This window comes from Streptomyces sp. NPDC098781 (assembly GCF_044759995.1).
Taxonomy (GTDB): Bacteria; Actinomycetota; Actinomycetes; order Streptomycetales; family Streptomycetaceae; genus Streptomyces.
This window is the reverse complement of record NZ_JBIWAK010000006.1, coordinates 383,466-398,901: the sequence shown is the minus strand read 5'-3', so window position 1 is coordinate 398,901 and position 15,436 is coordinate 383,466. Positions and strand designations below refer to the sequence as shown.

The following is a 15,436-nucleotide window of genomic DNA, read 5'->3' as shown; positions in this document are numbered from 1 at the left end:
ATGGCCCCCATCCCCGGCTCCGGCCTCGCCAAGGGCCTGGCCGTCACCCTCCGCACGATGACGCGTAAGTCCGTCACCGCGCAGTACCCGGACGCCCAGCCCGACCTCCCGCCCCGCACCCGCGGTGTGATCGGCCTGTTCGAGGAGAACTGCACGGTCTGCATGCTCTGCGCCCGCGAGTGCCCGGACTGGTGCATCTACATCGACTCCCACAAGGAGACGGTCCCGGCGGCGGCCCCCGGCGGACGCGAGCGCAGCCGCAACGTCCTCGACCGCTTCGCCATCGACTTCGCCCTGTGCATGTACTGCGGTATCTGCATCGAGGTCTGTCCTTTCGACGCCCTGTTCTGGTCCCCGGAGTTCGAGTACGCCGAGACCGACATCCGCGAGCTCACCCACGAGCGGGACAAGCTCCGCGAGTGGATGTGGACCGTCCCGGCTCCGCCGGCCCTCGACCCCGGCGCGGAGGAGCCCAAGGAGATCGCCGCCGCCCGCAAGACCGCCGAGAAACTGGCGGCCGCGCAGGCCGAACCGCAGGAGGGAGAGTCGTGAGCCTCGCCGCCGACAGCCACGGCTTCCTCTCCCCGACCGGTGTCGAGATCACCTTCCTCCTCGTCGGCCTGGTCACCTTCGGCGCCGCGCTGGTCAGCGTCACCACCCGGCAGCTGGTGCACGCCGCCCTGTGGCTGGTGGTCACCCTCGGCGGCCTGGCCGTCGAATACCTCCTGCTCACCGCTGAGTTCATCGCCTGGGTGCAGGTCCTCATCTACGTCGGTTCCGTGGTCGTCCTCCTTCTGTTCGGCCTGATGCTCACCAGGGCCCCCATCGGCCGCTCCCCGGACGCCGACTCGGGCAACCGCTGGGCCGCCCTCTCCGTCGCCGTGGTCGCCGCGGCCACCCTGGTCTGGGTTGTCGTCGACGCCTTCCGCACGACCTGGATCGACCTCGACGGCCCCGCCGCCGGCTCCACCCGGGCCACCGGCGAGAGCCTCTTCCAGAACTGGGTGCTCCCCTTCGAGGCCCTCTCCGTCCTCCTCCTCGCCGCCCTGGTCGGCGCGATCGTCCTGTCCCGCAAGGCGAAGGAGACCGCCCCCGAGCCCGGCGCCCCGAGCGAGAAGGAGCCGCGCTGATGCATCTCGCCTATCCCGCCGTACTCTCCGCCCTCCTCTTCTGCACCGGCCTGTACGGCGTCCTCGCCCGACGCAACGCGATCCTGGTCCTGATGTCGGTCGAGCTGATGCTCAACGCGGTCAACCTCAACCTGGTCGCCTTCGACGTCTGGCTCAGCAAGGCCGCCGAGGAGACCCTGCACTCCGGCCAGGCGCTGACCCTGTTCACCATCACCATCGCCGCCGCCGAGATCGGCATCGGCCTGGCGATCGTCCTCGCCGTCCACCGCAACCGCGGCACCGCGGACATCGACAAGCTCCGTGACACCGCCGAAGGCCACGAGCCCGACGGCCCCGACCACCACGACGCCGGCCCGGCCGCGCAGGGCGAGAAGGCTGAGGCCACCGCGTGACCACGACCACCCTCGCCGTACTCGTCCCCCTCCTTCCCTTCCTCGGCGCCGCGGCCGGCCTGCTCCTCGGCCGCACGGCTCCCGGCTTCGTCCGCCCGCTCGCCGTCCTGCCGACGCTCGCGTCGCTCGTGCTCGCGGTGGTCGTCGCCGTGCGCCAGGGCGGCGGTCAGGCGATCAACTCGGCCACCGAACTCACGCCCACCGGCTCGGTGCCGATCGAACTCGCCCTGTACGTCGACGGCTTCGCCGCCCTCGTCGCCGTACTCGTCGGCGTCGTCGCCACCTGCGTGCAGATCTACTCGACCGGCTACCTGCGCGACGACCCGCGCTACCCCTCCTACGCCGCGCTCGTCTCCCTGTTCACCTCCGCGATGCTGCTCGTCGTCTACTCAGGCGACCTGATGGTGCTGCTGGTCGGCTGGGAGATCATGGGCATCTGCTCGTACTTCCTGGTCGGCCACTACTGGGAGACCCCGGAGGCCCGCGCCGCCTCCATCAAGGCCTTCCTGGTGACCAAACTCGGTGACGTCCCCTTCCTCATCGGCCTGTTCGCGCTGGCCACCGACGCCGGGTCGTTCCGCATCACGAAGGTCCTCGACACCGTCGCGAACGGCGGACTCGACAACCCGACCTTGGTCGCCCTGCTGCTTCTCGCGGGCGTGGCGGGCAAGTCCGCCCAATTCCCGCTGCACACCTGGCTCCCCGACGCGATGGCGGGCCCGACGCCCGTCTCCGCGCTGATCCACGCCGCGACGATGGTCGCCGCCGGTGTCTACTTCGTCGCCCGACTCCTTCCGGTCTTCGAGGCCTCCCAGGCCGCGATGATCGTCCTCGCCGCGATGGCCGCCATCACGATGATCGGTTCCGGACTCGCCGCGCTCGCCCAGGACGACATCAAGCGCGTCCTCGCCTACTCGACGATCGGCCAACTCGGTTACATGACCGGCGCCCTGGCCGTCGCCGACCGTGGTGCCGCCGTCTTCCACCTCCTGTCGCACGGCGCCTTCAAGGCGCTGCTGTTCCTCGCCGCCGGCGTGATCATCCACGCCTCCGGCACCAACTCGCTCGCCGCCATGTCCCGCATGAGCCACCTGCGCAACCGCGTCCCGGACGCCTACTGGACGATGACCGTGGCGCTGCTCGCGCTCGCCGCGATTCCGCCGTTCAGCGGCTTCTTCTCCAAGGAGTCCGTCCTCGGCGCCGCCGAGCATGTCGCCACCGGCCACACCGAGCACGCCCCCGGCGCCACGGGCTGGATCGTCCTCGTCGCCGGCCTGCTCACGGCTCTGCTCACCGCTGCCTACGCGATGCGCCTGTGGCTGCTGGCCTTCCGCGGCCGGGGCGCCGAAGCTCCCGACCACGGCAGGCAGCCGCTGACCATGACCGTGGTGCTGTGGGTGCTCGCCGTGCCGTCCCTCGCCGTCGGCGCCTTCGCCTACCGCGTGCTGCCCGACTGGTTCGACGGAAGCGACCTCGCCCCGACCCTCACCACCTCCGTGCTCGGTACGGGTGTGGCTCTGATCGGCGGCATCGTCACCTACGCCGCCTGGCGCCACACCACCTCGCTCGCCGCCCGCGTGCCGCTCGGCGCGGTCGCGGCCCACCCAGAGGGCGACGCCGCCCTGGTCGAGGCCGAGGCCATCGCCAGCCACGCGCCCGTGTACGGGGGAGTGGCCTACGCACCCGACCCCGCCGACCCAGGTCGGCTGCTGCTCGGTCCCTTGCACCGCCACGCCGCCGTCGGATTCCACCTCGACGCCGTGTACGGGGCGTTGTTCGTCCGTCCGGTCCAGGCCGGCGCGAGTCTCGTCCGATTCCTCGACCGTGAGGTCGTCGACACCTACGTACGCGGCGCGGGAGCCCTACCCCGCTGGCTCGGCATCGCCGTACGGCGTGCCCAGACCGGCAATGTGCAGACCTATGTGAGCGCGCTGCTCGCCGGCACCGTCGTCCTCGCGGTCGCCGCCGTCCTCGTCGCCACGGGAGCGTGAGCAGGCGTGATCGATATCAACGAGTCCGTGATGCAGTTCCTTCTGGCGTTCGTCGTCGTCGGCCCGCTTCTCGGCGCCGCCGCCGCTCTCCTGCCCGCCCCGCCCGGGCTGAAGGGGAAGTCACCCGAGCAGGCCGTGCTCCGGCACGGCGTCACCGTCACCGGCGCCGTGCTCATCGCCGCGATCGTCCTCGCGCTCGGCTTCGACCACGACCAGCCGTCGAAGATGCAGGCCAGCACGGACATCAGCTGGATCCCCGCACTCGACGTGCGCATCCACCTCGGCGTCGACGGCATTTCCCTCCCCCTTCTGGTCCTGACCGCGCTGCTGACCTTCCTCTGCGCGCTCTACTCCTACTTCAAGATGCCCTCGGGCCCGACCCCGAAGGCCTTCGTCGCACTGGTCCTCGTCCTGGAGGCCGGCACCCTCGCCACCTTCGCCGTCCTCGACCTGCTGCTCTTCTTCCTCGCCTTCGAGATGGTCCTGATCCCGATGTACTTCCTCATCGCCCGCTGGGGCGGCGAGGGCCGGGCCGCGGCCGCCTGGAAGTTCATCCTCTACACACTGCTCGGCTCCGTCGTCATGCTGCTCGGCCTGCTCCTGATCGGAATCAAGGCGGGCACATTTGACATGGTGGCACTCGCCACTGACAACGGCCGGTCGCTGACCACATCCGTGCAGGTCATCGCGGTTTTGGCGATCGGTCTTGGGCTCGCGGTCAAGACTCCGATGTGGCCGCTGCACAGCTGGCTCCCCGACGCCCACACCGCCGCGCCGACCGTCGGCTCGGTGCTGCTGGCCGGCGTGCTGCTGAAGATGGGTACGTACGGGTTCGTCCGCATCCTGCTGCCGATCACTCCTGACGGATTCGCCGACTTCGCGCCCTATCTCGCCGCCTTCGCCGTGGTCGGGATCATCTACGGATCCCTGGCCTGCCTGGCCCTGGCCAAGCAGGGGGCGAAGGGCGACCTCAAGCGCCTCATCGCCTACTCCTCCGTAGGCCACATGGGCTTCGTCCTGCTCGGCATCGCCACGATGACCCCGACCGGCGTGAACGGCGCCCTGTTCGCCAACATCGCCCACGGTCTCATCACCGGCCTGCTGTTCTTCCTGGTCGGCGCCCTGAAGGACCGCACGGGCACCACCGACCTCGACGCCCTCGCCGAGCAGACCGGCGCCGCGCTGTACGGCAAGGCCCCGCGCCTGGGCGGGCTGCTCGCCTTCGCCGCGGTCGCCTCGCTCGGGCTGCCGGGGCTCGCCGGGTTCTGGGGCGAGATGCTCGCGCTGTTCGGAGCGTTCGAACCCGCCCCCGAACTCAGCCGCCCGGCGTTCCTCACCTTCATGACGATCGGCGCCTTCGGAACCCTGCTCACGGCCGCCTACCTGCTGGTCGTGGTCCGCCGTGTCTGCATGGGCTCCGCGCCGCAGGACGCCCCGAAGCTGGCCGACGTCCAAAGCTACGAGTTCGCGGCCTGGACCCCGCTCGTCGCCCTCACCGTCGTCGCCGGACTGTGGCCCAAGACCCTCCTCGGCCTGACCGACCCGGCCGTGCAGCAGCTCCTCGCAGGAGGCACCCGATGAGCTCCCTGGCCCAGCCGCTGGCCGCGAACCTCGTCCAGTCCGTCGACTGGCTCGCCATCGCGCCACCCACCGTCGCGGCGGCCGTCGCACTAGTCGTCCTCGTCGCCGACCTGTTCATCGCCGAGAACAAGAAGGCGGTGCTCGGCTGGACGTCCGTGGCCGGTCTGGCCGCCTCCGCGCTTCTGCTGCTGCCCCTCCTGGACGGCGACCGCTCCACCTTCTGCCTGGCCGGTGGCTCCGGTCCGTGCAGCTACACGGCCGACCGCTTCACCCTCGCCATCCAGTTCCTGGTCCTCGGCGGCGCCCTGCTCGCGGCCCTGCTGTCCGTCACCGCCCTCAAGGACGCCAACAAGCGACTCCCCGAAGGGGAGTTCTGGTTCCTGCTGCTCTCCTCCGCCGCCGGAGCAGCCCTGCTGCCCGCGTCCCGGGACCTGGCGACCCTCATCGTCGCCCTGGAAGTCGCCTCGCTGCCCGCCTTCGCGCTCGTCGGCCTGCGGCACGGCGACCGCAAGTCCTCCGAAGCGGCACTGAAGTTCTTCCTGTCCTCCGTCACCGCGACCGCGGTCAGCCTCATGGGCATCAGCTTCGTGTACGCCTCCACGGGCACCCTGTACCTCACCCAGATCGCCGACCGCATCCAGAGCGTCGACGGACAGCTCCAGACCCTCGCCCAGACCGGAGTCGTCCTCACCCTGGTCGGCTTCGCCTTCAAGACGGCCGCCGTACCCTTCCACTTCTGGGTGCCGGACACCTACGTGGGGGCGCCGCTGCCGATCGCCGCGTATCTGTCGGTCGTCGGCAAGGCCGTCGGCTTCACCGGCCTGATCCTCGTCACGGTCATCGCCCTGCCGTCCTACGCCGACGTCTGGGGCCCGGCCATGGCCGCGCTGGCCGCCCTCACCATGACCGTCGGCAATGTCGGCGCCCTGCGCCAGCAGGCCACGCGCGCGTACAGCGCGGTACGGCTGCTCGCCTGGTCCTCCGTCGGACAGGCCGGTTACCTGCTGGTGCCGATCGCCGCCGCCGCGTACTCCGACGACGCCGAGCGCTCCATCGGCTCCACGGTCGCCTACGCCCTCATGTACGCCGCCGTGAACCTCGGCGCCTTCGCGGTGGCCGCGCTCGTCGGCCGTACGCAGACCCTCAACCGCGTCAGCGACTACCGCGGCCTGTACGCGCGCAACCCCCTGGCCGCCCTGATCATGGCCTTCTTCCTGCTCTGCCTCGCCGGGCTCCCGCCGGGCATCATCGGCCTCTTCGCCAAGGTCACCGTCTTCTCCGCTGCCGTCGACGCGGGCCTCGGCTGGCTCGCCGTGGTCATGGCCGTGAACGTCGTGATCGCGCTGTTCTACTACCTCCAGTGGACGGCCCTGCTGTTCCGCGCCCCCGAGGGCGAGCCCGTCAGGTACCTCGCCTCCGCACCGGTCACGGCCGCGATGGCCCTCACCGGAGTCGTCGGCATCGTCCTGTCCGGAGCCCCTCAGCTGATCCTGCGTTTCGCCGACACCGGGCTCTTCTGAACCCGGGACGGATGAACCCAGGGACGGCTACCCCCAGGACGGCTACCCCCAGGGACGGATGACCCCAGAGGCGAAGCCGGGGGAGCGTTCCGTACGCGCGCGTGGGACCACCCGCCTCTCACGCGCGCGGGCGTGCTCACCCGTACGGCCCACGCCGGCCGCCGTACGGGCAAGGGAACCCGTGGCCCTCGCCTGGCGTTGACCAGTACAGAAGGGTCCACTGGACGTGACACCACGGCACCAGTGGCATCGGACATCGACCAGCAAAGGGTTCCCCTGCCGCACCACTTGGAGGGCGTACCGTGCACCGCCGGCACAACGGGCTCAGGACCGCAGTCCTCCTCGGGGGACTGTCCGCGCTCATCATTGTCATCGGCAGCTTTTTCGGCCGTATGGGGCTCGTCATCGCGGTTGTGATCGCGCTGGGCACGAACGCGTACGCGTACTGGAACAGCGACAAGCTGGCGCTACGCGCGATGCGCGCCCGTCCGGTCAGCGAGTTCGAGGCCCCGGGGCTGTACCGCATGGTCCGCGAGCTCTCCACCCAGGCACGCCAGCCCATGCCGCGGCTCTACATCTCCCCGACGGAGGCTCCGAACGCGTTCGCGACGGGCCGCAACCCGCGCAACGCCGCCGTGTGCTGCACCGAGGGAATCCTGCGCCTCCTCGACGAGCGCGAACTGCGCGGGGTCATCGGCCACGAGTTGAGCCATGTCTACAACCGCGACATCCTGATCTCGTCGGTCGCCGGCGCCCTCGCGTCGGTGATCATGTTCCTGGTCAACTTCGCCTGGCTGATCCCGATCGGCCGGTCCGATGACGACGACGGTCCCGGCATCCTCGGGCTGCTGCTGATCATCATCCTCGGACCGATCGCCGCCACGCTCATCCAGCTGGCGATCAGCCGGTCCAGAGAGTACGAGGCCGACGCGTCCGGCGCCCAGCTCACCGGCGACCCGGCTGCCCTCGCCAGCGCCCTGCGCAAGCTCGACGCCGGCACCAAGCAGCTTCCGCTACCGCCCGAGCCGCGCATCGAGACCGCCAGCCACATGATGATCGCCAACCCGTTCCGTCCAGGTCAGGGGTTCTCCAAGATGTTCTCCACCCACCCGCCCATGGCGGAGCGAATCGTACGGCTCGAGAGGATGGCAGGCCCCCAGTGAAAACGATCCTGAACGTCATCTGGCTCGTCCTGAGCGGCTTCTGGCTGTTCCTTGCCTACATGGTCGCCGGCCTGGTGCTGTGCATCACCATCATCGGTATCCCGTTCGGCATCGCGGCCTTCCGTATCGGGGTCTACGCCCTGTGGCCCTTCGGGTACACGACGATCGAGCGCCGCGACGCCGGATCCCCCTCCTGCGTCGGCAACGTCCTGTGGCTGGTCCTGGCGGGCTGGTGGCTGGCCATCGGCCACATCGTCACCGGCCTCGCTCTCTGCGTCACGATCATCGGCATCCCGTTCGGCATCGCCAACTTCAAGCTGATCCCGGTGTCGCTGTTCCCGCTGGGCCGCGAGATCGTGCCGACGAACCAGTCGTTCGCCGCGGGCTGGTAGCCGAGCGGGGCTAAGGGAAAAGGGCCCCGCCCGACCGTCCGACCGTCGGTTTTCCACAAGCCGGTGGTTGTCCACAGGCCGGCCCGGTTGTCAGTGGCGGCTTGCATCATGAACGCATGACCGAGATCGAGCAGTTGCTGACGAGGGTCGCGGACAAGGCCCGCAACACCCGACCGTGGGGCTGGACTTCACTCCCCGAGCCCGTGGACACCGCCACCGTGGCCCGCGCCGAGGCCGCCCTCGGCTTCGGTCTGCCTCCGCTGCTCGCCGACCTCTACCTCCGTATAGGGGACGGCGGATTCGGCCCCGAATACGGCCTGTTGCCCCTGCTCGACAGCCCTCCGTCGGGTGAGCCCGCCGCCGTCACGCAGTACCTCGCATATCGCGACAGCGCCCGCAAGGACCCCGACTGGCCCTGGCCCGAGGGGGTCCTGCCGATATCCCACTGGGGCTGCGCAATGTACGCCTGCGTGGACTGCCGCAGCCCGCAGGCCACGGTCCTGCTCTTCGAACCGAACGCCGACGACGCCGACCACGCGTGGTACGTGGACGCCCCCAGCCTCACGGACTGGCTGCGCGCCTGGGTCGACGGCCGGGGCTGGTACGAGGAGATGAACGAGGAGCTGGAGCTGCCGCCTTGGGCCGACTTCCGCATACGCACGGAGGCGGCGCAGGGGTCCTGACCTGACGGGGCCTGCGGTACGCCATGAGGTGCGGTCCGGGACCCGCTTCCGTTGACGAGCTCGTCGCCCTCGTCGCTCGGGCCCGCCATCGCCACAGCCCAAGACCAACGGGGCCATACCCGGGCCATACCCGCCCCCAGCTCTCCGCCCCGGCCCGCGGCCCCCGCCAACCGTCGGCCTACCGACCCCGCGCCCCCCGTGCCCCCCGCCGCGCAGCCACCCACCGCCGCACGCCATACGCACCTACGCCCACCGCCAGCACCCCCGCACCGACGACCACCGAGATCCCCGGAAGGGAGAACGCCAGCAGCAGGCATCCGAGCAGTCCCGCCGCCGGCACGACGCGCGAGGTCAGCGCGGAGTCGAGCGTCCAGGCCGAAGCGTTGGCCACCGCGTAGTACACGAGCACACCGAAGGAGGAGAAGCCGATCGCACTTCGCACGTCCACCGTGGCGGCCAGGACCGCGACGGCCGCGCCCACGGCGAGTTCGGCACGGTGAGGTACCTGGAAGCGTGGATGCACGGCTGCCAGGGCGCCGGGCAGATGCCGGTCGCGGGCCATGGCCAGGGTCGTCCGTGAGACACCCAGGATCAGAGCGAGCAAGGAGCCGAGCGCGGCGACGGCCGCACCCACCCGCACCACGGGGACCAGCCCCGGCACCCCGGCCGCCCGCACCGCGTCGGCCAGCGGTGCCTCCGCATCGCCGAGACCGTCCGACCCCAGAACAGAGAGGACAGCCACCGCCACATACACGTACACGGCCAGCGCGATGCCCAGGGCCAGCGGAATCGCCCGGGGGATGGTGCGCGAAGGATCCCGTACCTCCTCGCCGAGGGTCGCGATCCGCGCGTACCCGGCGAAGGCGAAGAACAGCAGCCCGGCGGCCTGAAGCACCCCGTCCACGCCATCGGAGGCCCCGACGCCCAGACGTCCGGCGTCGGACTCACCGGAGCCGAGGCACACGACCACCACACAAGCGAGGACAGCAACGACAACCGCCACGATCGCCCGTGTCAGCCAGGCGGACTTCTGGATGCCGCCGTAGTTCACGGCGGTCAGTGCCACCACGGCCGCGACCGCCACCGCGTGCGCCTGCCCCGGCCAGACGTACGTGCCCACGGTGAGCGCCATCGCCGCACAGGAGGCCGTTTTGCCGATCACGAACGCCCAGCCCGCGAGATAGCCCCAGAACTCACCGAGGCGTTCGCGTCCGTAGACATAGGTGCCGCCCGAGGCCGGGTAGAGGGCGGCCAGCCGTGCCGACGACATGGCGTTGCAGTAGGCGACCACGGCCGCGACCGCCAGCCCGAGCAGCAGCCCGGACCCGGCCGCGCGCGCCGCCGGCCCGAGTGCGGCGAAGATGCCCGCCCCGATCATCGAGCCGAGCCCGATCATCACGGCGTCCCCGACCCCCAGGGTCCGCCGAAGCTCGGAGGACGAGCTTGACCGTGTCATGGCCGGAACCTTACTGATCACTGCAACCGAGGACCGCCCGCACGACGTCCTGCCCAGCAACGGAGCACGAACAAACGCGCCCGAAATCACAGTGCCGGGACAGTGAGGGCACAGCGCGGAGGGGCAGGTTCAGGGCATGACGATCATCAGCTGGATCATTCTGGGGCTGTTGGCCGGGGCCATCGCCAAGTTCCTGCTGCCGGGCCGCGACCCGGGCGGCTTCATCGGCACGACGCTCATCGGCGTGGCGGGCGCGTTCATCGGTGGCTGGATCTCGGCCCGCTGGCTGGACCACCCGATCACCAAGGACTTCTACGACGGCGCCACCTGGGCCTCGGCGATCGGCGGCTCCCTCGTGCTCCTGATCGCCTACCGCCTGCTGTTCGGCCACTCGCGCAGCTGATCTCCGGACCGCGGCCAGCAGGCGAGAAGGGTGGGCGCCCGCACGGGCGCCCACCCTTTCTCGTAGATCCGAATCAGCCGGACAGACCGCCGGCGATCAGCCGCTCGGCCGGTCACTCGCTCGGTCGGTCAGCGACTCACCGGTAGTTCACAAACTGCAACGCGAAGTCGAAGTCCCTGCTCTTGAGCAGGGCGATCACGGCCTGGAGGTCGTCCCGGCTCTTGGAGCTGACCCGCAGTTCGTCGCCCTGCACCTGGGCCTTCACGCCCTTCGGACCTTCGTCGCGAATGATCTTCGCCACCTTCTTCGCGTTCTCCTGGGAGATGCCCTCCTCGATCGACGCGAAGATCTTGTACTCCTTGCCCGAGAGCTGCGGCTCGCCCGCGTCCAGGGCCTTCAGAGAGATCCCCCGCTTGATCAACTTGGACTGGAAGACGTCGAGGATGGCCTTGACCCGGTCCTCGGAGTTCGCCTCCATCAGGATCTTTTCACCGGACCACGAGATCGAGGCACCCACGCCCTTGAAGTCGTAGCGCTGCGAGATCTCCTTGGCGGCCTGGTTGAGGGCGTTGTCGACCTCCTGCCGCTCGACCTTCGAGACGATGTCGAAACTGGAGTCGGCCATGTCCTGTGGCTCCTTGTATCGGGGTGCGTGTGGGGTGCGTATCGGCGGGCGTGGGGGTGGCCGCCGAGCCCGGGGCCGGCCCCGGTCCGCATCCGGACAAGCCTAGCCACCCCTTGCCTTCCGGGAGGCGATCAATCGGGTGGCGAAGCACCCCTCCGCATCGGGTATTGTTTACGTCGTTGCCAGCGAGCACCGCCAAAGAGCGGTTCGAACGGCAGCAACCCCGGCGGTGTGCCCGAGCGGCCAAAGGGAGCAGACTGTAAATCTGCCGGCTCAGCCTTCCCAGGTTCGAATCCTGGCGCCGCCACACTGGGGAAAACCCCTCCGATCTACGGAAACGTAGCGCGGAGGGGTTTTCGCGTTCCCGGGGTGTGGCCGGGGCACACTGGCTCCATGAGCACGCGTCGCAGGAGTTGCCCCGAGTGCCGGCGCGAGATCGCCGTGGTCGCCGGTCGGTTTGCTCGGCACGATCCGCCGGGGGCGCGGGAGAGCGGGGAACTCGTGTCGTGTCCCGGATCGCGGCGACTTGCGGAACTCGGGGCCGCGCAGCCCGCGTTGGACGGGTACGTCGTGCCTGAGTTCCCCGGGCAGCTTCCGCTGTTCTGAACGCCCCGACCCCGCCCGCGCCCTGGCTCACGCGCACGCCCCGATCCCGCCCGCGCCCCGACTCACGTGCACGCCCTGGCCCCCGCCCGCGCCCCGACTCACGCGCACCCGCCCCGGCCCGCACCCGCGCCCTAGCCGCCCGCCCGCACATCCATCCGCGTCACCAGCCCGTTTCCATCGAACCGGTACACATGCTCGACCGTCTCCTCGGCCCACCGCTCGCCCGAGGCGTCGCGCAGTCCGGTCCGTACCGTCGCCACCACGGCCTCGCCGTCGCTGTCCGGACGGAGTCCCTCCAGCCGTACGAGGGGGTGGCCGGCGGCGAACTGCCGGGCCCAGTACGCGCGTACGGCCTCGCGGCCGTGCAGCCGGGCGTCGTCCAGGACGTTCGGCCAGTCGACGTCGGGGGCGAGGCACTGTCGCATGACGGGCTCTCGCTGGTCCGTCGAGAAGACCTCGTACATACGCCGAAGCAAGGCCGCCTGCGCGGCGGGAATTCCCTCGGAAACCCCCTCCGGCTCCATCTTCAGTTCCCCGCCACCGACTTCACCGCCACCGAGACGGGCGCCGAGCCGCCGATCAGTTCGAGTGTCAGGCCCGCCGTCGCCGGGGTGTCGAGCAACTCCGCCAGTACGGCGGCCACGTCGTCGCGCGGGATCGGGCCGCGTCCGGTGTGGGCCTCCAGTCGCACCTGGCCGGTTCCCGCGTCGTTCGTCAGCATTCCGGGCCGCAGGACCGTCCAGTCCAGGGCGTCCAGGCCGCGCACGTACTCGTCGGCGGCGCCCTTGGCGCGCAGGTAGGCGTCGAAGATCTCGTCGCCCTCGTGCCGCGGGTCCGCGCCCATCGACGACACGATCAGGAAGCGCCGTACGCCCGCTTGGACCGCCGCGTCGGCGAACAGGACCGCCGCGCCCTTGTCCACCGTGTCCTTGCGGGCAGTTCCGCTGCCCGGACCCGCGCCGGCCGCGAAGACCGCCGCGTCCGCGCCCTGGAGTTGGGCCGCGACCTCCTCGACCGAGGCCGACTCCAGGTCCAGCAGGACGGGTTCGGCACCCACCTCCCGCAGGTCGTCGCCCTGTTCCGCCTTGCGGATGATTCCCGCTACCTCGTTTCCGCGCGCGGCGAGCAGCTTCTCCAGCCGCAGCGCGATCTGACCATGACCACCAGCGATGACAATGCGCATGTTTCCGACCGTACGCCCGGACAGCCGCATCCGCCGCACGACTTCAGCCACGCATCACACCTCCGGGGGCGTGGACCTCACGCGTATACGCCGGGCGCGCGCTGTCCATCCGCGCCACTCGACTCCCACCCGCCTGCCACCTGCCTGCCACCCGCCCGCCTCGCGGCGCGCCCTCGCACCGCGGACAGCGCGGACCGCCCGGACCGCGCGCACACCCTCACGACGGCTCGCCCCGCCCCTGCCGAGGCAACCCCAACTCCGCGGCCACGGCCGAGTTGCAGTACTCCCGCACCGCGCTCGTCCGCGCCACCACACGCCCCCGGTGCACCACGATCCGGCTGTACGCCAGGGACAGCGCCCCTGCCAGCCGGTCCCCGCGGACCGCCAGCAACTCGGCGGGGAAGCCCGCCTCCACCCGTACCTCGGGCAGCCCCAGCGCGGCCCGCGCCGATCCGCTGACACAGTCGTACGCGTCCTCCGGGCGCAGTCCGTGGCGGGAGGCCAGCAGGTACGCGGCCTCCAGCGGGTCCCCGCGGCCCACCGGGTTCGACACGTCCCGCAGGGCGCCGCTGCCGGCGGCGACGCGTACGCCGGCGGAGCGCAGCAGCCGTACGGGCGCCGTGGCGCGCCGCTCCACGCCCGCGCAGCCGCCCTGTGGCAGGCACACCACCGTCACCCCGGCCGCGGCGAGCTGGTCCGCGGTCCGGGAAGCCACCTGGGAGGGCAGCCGCCCCAGGCCGCCGCACGGGCCGAGCGTCACGCCGGGGCGCAGTCCGCCGGCCATCGCGGCGAGACGGGACAGCCGGGCCGGGTCGGCGGCGTCGGTGTGCAGGTCGACGGGACAGCCGTGCTCGGAGGCGACCTCCAGGACCGCCTCCACATAGCCCGTCGGATCGGGGTCCAGGTCGGGGCAGCCGCCGACCACCGACGCGCCCATCTTGACCGCGTCCCGCAGCATCGCGAGCCCGTCCGCCCCGGCGACTCCGGTCAGCAGTCGGGGCATCGCCACCGTCGTCAACTCCGTGAGCCCGCGCAGCGAACGCCTGGCCTGGAGCACGGCGGCGAGCGCGTTCAGCTCCTGGATCTCGCCCACGCGCACATGCGCGCGCAGCGCCGTCGCCCCGTGCCCGAGCTGGAGCAGGGCGGCCTCGGTGGCCCGGCGCTGGACGTCATGGGGGTCGTAGGAGACCGGTCCGCCCTCGTCGGCGGAGAGCGCGGTGTCGCCGTGGGCGTGCGGTTCGGCCGGGGCCGGCAGGAGCAGATAGCCGCCGAGGTCCACTCGAGCGCCGCACGCGCGCGTGCCGCTCGCCGCCAGGCTCCCGGCCGTGCCGACCGCCTCGATGCGGCCGCCGTCCAGCCGTACGTCCACGGTCCGTCCGTCGGTGAGCCGGGCCCCGCACAGCAGCAGAGCACCCGGATCGGCCGGTCCGGACGAGCCCGACGGGGACGAGGAGGGGGGCGGCTGGGGGTTGCTGTCGGGCATCGTGCTCCAGAGACAAGATCACGCAGAGTGAGTCGAGCCTAGGGTGACGGTCAGGCCTTGGCGTGCAGGAGCGCAATAGTCGTACCGGTGTGGTCCGCCGGACGGGAGCGGTTTCCACGGTGCCGCGGTGGCCCCGGAGGCGGGGGTGCGGTGGCCCTGGAGGCGGGCGTGTGGTCCGCCGATCGGCCCCAGGCAGGGCCCGCGAAACGGATTTGGGTGAACGGCTGCCGAGCGTGTAATGTCTTCATCGCTCGCCCCAATAGCTCAGTCGGCAGAGCGTCTCCATGGTAAGGAGAAGGTCAACGGTTCGATTCCGTTTTGGGGCTCTGGTGTGAACGGTTCCCGTCGCGAGGCGGGGCCCGATTGCATCACAGCGGTGTAGCTCAGTCGGTAGAGCAAGCGGCTCATAATCGCTGTGTCACCGGTTCAAGTCCGGTCACCGCTACTGACAGTAGCCGATTGCGGGGTCGGTCCTTCGATCGGCTACTCTTTCTTGCGTTAATACATTCCATCCGTTCGTCAAGGAGCACTCACGTGGCTGCCACCGACGTCCGCCCGAAGATCACGCTGGCCTGCGTGGAGTGCAAGGAGCGGAACTACATCACCAAGAAGAACCGGCGTAACAACCCGGACCGACTGGAGATGAAGAAGCACTGCCCGCGTTGCAATGCGCACACCGCGCACCGCGAGACGCGATAAATCAGGCTCGTACGCGAGGCCGTCCCCGACTGTGGGGGCGGCCTCGCGTCGTTTCAGGCCCGGTTACCGGCCGGTTCCGGCCGACTACGGCCACCCAGAGCAGACACCAGGCAGACAGCAGGAGGTACC

17 protein-coding genes and 3 tRNA genes are annotated in these 15,436 nt (G+C 70.6%); 15 read left to right on the top strand and 5 right to left on the bottom strand.

Going from position 1 to position 15,436, the window contains the following annotated elements; all coding sequences use genetic code 11:
• The 9 genes from ACIQWG_RS26250 to ACIQWG_RS26210 all read left to right on the top strand — a co-directional run bounded on the left by ACIQWG_RS26250 (position 1) and on the right by ACIQWG_RS26210 (position 8,852).
• Positions 1 to 552, top strand: a complete 552-nt coding sequence (locus tag ACIQWG_RS26250) for a NuoI/complex I 23 kDa subunit family protein (RefSeq protein ID WP_404100104.1) — start codon at positions 1 to 3, stop codon at positions 550 to 552.
• Complete coding sequence (locus tag ACIQWG_RS26245; protein WP_404100102.1) at positions 549 to 1,130, top strand: NADH-quinone oxidoreductase subunit J; 582 nt, start codon at positions 549 to 551, stop codon at positions 1,128 to 1,130. The genes ACIQWG_RS26250 and ACIQWG_RS26245 overlap by 4 nt, the downstream gene beginning before the upstream one ends.
• A complete protein-coding gene (gene nuoK, locus ACIQWG_RS26240) occupies positions 1,130 to 1,522 on the top strand; it encodes an NADH-quinone oxidoreductase subunit NuoK (RefSeq protein WP_404100100.1) in 393 nt (130 codons plus the stop codon). Before ACIQWG_RS26245 ends, nuoK begins: the two co-directional genes overlap by 1 nt.
• Positions 1,519 to 3,513 carry an NADH-quinone oxidoreductase subunit L gene (locus ACIQWG_RS26235; RefSeq protein WP_404100098.1) on the top strand — a complete coding sequence of 665 codons (1,995 nt, stop codon included), beginning with the start codon at positions 1,519 to 1,521 and terminating at the stop codon, positions 3,511 to 3,513. The genes nuoK and ACIQWG_RS26235 overlap by 4 nt, the downstream gene beginning before the upstream one ends.
• 6 nt (positions 3,514 to 3,519) lie before the next feature.
• Positions 3,520 to 5,094, top strand: a complete 1,575-nt coding sequence (locus ACIQWG_RS26230) for a NuoM family protein (RefSeq protein WP_404100096.1) — start codon at positions 3,520 to 3,522, stop codon at positions 5,092 to 5,094.
• The gene (locus ACIQWG_RS26225; protein ID WP_404100094.1) at positions 5,091 to 6,614 is read left to right on the top strand and encodes an NADH-quinone oxidoreductase subunit N; all 1,524 of its coding nucleotides are present in this window, start codon (positions 5,091 to 5,093) and stop codon (positions 6,612 to 6,614) included. Before ACIQWG_RS26230 ends, ACIQWG_RS26225 begins: the two co-directional genes overlap by 4 nt.
• Positions 6,615 to 6,916: 302 nt before the next feature.
• Positions 6,917 to 7,777 carry a zinc metalloprotease HtpX gene (gene htpX, locus ACIQWG_RS26220; protein ID WP_404100092.1) on the top strand — a complete coding sequence of 287 codons (861 nt, stop codon included), beginning with the start codon at positions 6,917 to 6,919 and terminating at the stop codon, positions 7,775 to 7,777.
• Positions 7,774 to 8,169, top strand: coding sequence for a YccF domain-containing protein (locus ACIQWG_RS26215; protein WP_404100090.1), 396 nt, complete (start codon positions 7,774 to 7,776; stop codon positions 8,167 to 8,169). The genes htpX and ACIQWG_RS26215 overlap by 4 nt, the downstream gene beginning before the upstream one ends.
• Before the next feature lie 116 nt (positions 8,170 to 8,285).
• On the top strand, positions 8,286 to 8,852 hold the full coding sequence (locus tag ACIQWG_RS26210; protein WP_404100088.1) for an SMI1/KNR4 family protein: 567 nt from the start codon (positions 8,286 to 8,288) through the stop codon (positions 8,850 to 8,852).
• Between the two features lie 178 nt (positions 8,853 to 9,030).
• Here the strand turns inward: ACIQWG_RS26210 and ACIQWG_RS26205 are convergent, their stop codons facing one another.
• Positions 9,031 to 10,308, bottom strand: a complete 1,278-nt coding sequence (locus ACIQWG_RS26205) for an APC family permease (RefSeq protein ID WP_404100086.1) — start codon at positions 10,306 to 10,308, stop codon at positions 9,031 to 9,033.
• A gap of 136 nt (positions 10,309 to 10,444) precedes the next feature.
• Between ACIQWG_RS26205 and ACIQWG_RS26200 the strand changes: the two genes are divergently transcribed.
• On the top strand, positions 10,445 to 10,711 hold the full coding sequence (locus ACIQWG_RS26200; protein WP_190073680.1) for a GlsB/YeaQ/YmgE family stress response membrane protein: 267 nt from the start codon (positions 10,445 to 10,447) through the stop codon (positions 10,709 to 10,711).
• 136 nt (positions 10,712 to 10,847) lie between these two features.
• On the opposite strand, the gene ACIQWG_RS26195 is transcribed toward ACIQWG_RS26200, so the two are convergent.
• Positions 10,848 to 11,336: a YajQ family cyclic di-GMP-binding protein gene (locus ACIQWG_RS26195; protein WP_404100084.1), complete on the bottom strand. Its 489-nt coding sequence runs from the start codon at positions 11,334 to 11,336 to the stop codon at positions 10,848 to 10,850.
• Between the two features lie 225 nt (positions 11,337 to 11,561).
• Between ACIQWG_RS26195 and ACIQWG_RS26190 the strand changes: the two genes are divergently transcribed.
• Positions 11,562 to 11,643: transfer RNA gene (locus ACIQWG_RS26190), tRNA-Tyr, on the top strand.
• Between the two features lie 86 nt (positions 11,644 to 11,729).
• Positions 11,730 to 11,942 carry a hypothetical protein gene (locus ACIQWG_RS26185; RefSeq protein ID WP_404100082.1) on the top strand — a complete coding sequence of 71 codons (213 nt, stop codon included), beginning with the start codon at positions 11,730 to 11,732 and terminating at the stop codon, positions 11,940 to 11,942.
• 131 nt (positions 11,943 to 12,073) lie between these two features.
• Here ACIQWG_RS26185 and ACIQWG_RS26180 read toward each other — a convergent pair whose 3' ends face one another.
• The 3 genes from ACIQWG_RS26180 to ACIQWG_RS26170 form a co-directional block, all read right to left on the bottom strand.
• The gene (locus ACIQWG_RS26180; RefSeq protein ID WP_404100080.1) at positions 12,074 to 12,406 is read right to left on the bottom strand and encodes a nuclear transport factor 2 family protein; all 333 of its coding nucleotides are present in this window, start codon (positions 12,404 to 12,406) and stop codon (positions 12,074 to 12,076) included.
• 62 nt (positions 12,407 to 12,468) lie between these two features.
• Positions 12,469 to 13,125 (bottom strand): SDR family oxidoreductase, encoded by a 657-nt coding sequence (locus ACIQWG_RS26175; protein WP_404100078.1) that lies wholly within the window; start codon positions 13,123 to 13,125, stop codon positions 12,469 to 12,471.
• 217 nt (positions 13,126 to 13,342) lie between these two features.
• Positions 13,343 to 14,608: an amidohydrolase family protein gene (locus tag ACIQWG_RS26170; RefSeq protein ID WP_404100076.1), complete on the bottom strand. Its 1,266-nt coding sequence runs from the start codon at positions 14,606 to 14,608 to the stop codon at positions 13,343 to 13,345.
• A gap of 253 nt (positions 14,609 to 14,861) precedes the next feature.
• Between ACIQWG_RS26170 and ACIQWG_RS26165 the strand changes: the two genes are divergently transcribed.
• The 3 genes from ACIQWG_RS26165 to rpmG all read left to right on the top strand — a co-directional run bounded on the left by ACIQWG_RS26165 (position 14,862) and on the right by rpmG (position 15,307).
• A tRNA-Thr gene (locus ACIQWG_RS26165) sits at positions 14,862 to 14,934 on the top strand.
• Positions 14,935 to 14,980: 46 nt separating this feature from the next.
• A tRNA-Met gene (locus ACIQWG_RS26160) sits at positions 14,981 to 15,053 on the top strand.
• Between the two features lie 89 nt (positions 15,054 to 15,142).
• A complete protein-coding gene (rpmG, locus tag ACIQWG_RS26155; RefSeq protein WP_003948671.1) occupies positions 15,143 to 15,307 on the top strand; it encodes a 50S ribosomal protein L33 in 165 nt (54 codons plus the stop codon).
• The last annotated feature ends 129 nt before the right edge of the window (positions 15,308 to 15,436 follow it).

What these genes read in the sequence shown, in the direction of transcription:
- nuoK (WP_404100100.1), top strand. Translation starts at nt 1,130, where the DNA reads ATGCATCTCGCCTATCCCGCCGTACTCTCCGCCCTCCTCTTCTGCACC.
- ACIQWG_RS26210 (WP_404100088.1), top strand. Translation starts at nt 8,286, where the DNA reads ATGACCGAGATCGAGCAGTTGCTGACGAGGGTCGCGGACAAGGCCCGC.
- ACIQWG_RS26185 (WP_404100082.1), top strand. Translation starts at nt 11,730, where the DNA reads ATGAGCACGCGTCGCAGGAGTTGCCCCGAGTGCCGGCGCGAGATCGCC.
- ACIQWG_RS26225 (WP_404100094.1), top strand. Translation starts at nt 5,091, where the DNA reads ATGAGCTCCCTGGCCCAGCCGCTGGCCGCGAACCTCGTCCAGTCCGTC.
- ACIQWG_RS26250 (WP_404100104.1), top strand. Translation starts at nt 1, where the DNA reads ATGGCCCCCATCCCCGGCTCCGGCCTCGCCAAGGGCCTGGCCGTCACC.
- ACIQWG_RS26175 (WP_404100078.1), bottom strand. Translation starts at nt 13,125, where the DNA reads ATGCGCATTGTCATCGCTGGTGGTCATGGTCAGATCGCGCTGCGGCTG.
- ACIQWG_RS26170 (WP_404100076.1), bottom strand. Translation starts at nt 14,608, where the DNA reads ATGCCCGACAGCAACCCCCAGCCGCCCCCCTCCTCGTCCCCGTCGGGC.
- ACIQWG_RS26195 (WP_404100084.1), bottom strand. Translation starts at nt 11,336, where the DNA reads ATGGCCGACTCCAGTTTCGACATCGTCTCGAAGGTCGAGCGGCAGGAG.
- ACIQWG_RS26180 (WP_404100080.1), bottom strand. Translation starts at nt 12,406, where the DNA reads ATGTACGAGGTCTTCTCGACGGACCAGCGAGAGCCCGTCATGCGACAG.
- ACIQWG_RS26205 (WP_404100086.1), bottom strand. Translation starts at nt 10,308, where the DNA reads ATGACACGGTCAAGCTCGTCCTCCGAGCTTCGGCGGACCCTGGGGGTC.
- ACIQWG_RS26200 (WP_190073680.1), top strand. Translation starts at nt 10,445, where the DNA reads ATGACGATCATCAGCTGGATCATTCTGGGGCTGTTGGCCGGGGCCATC.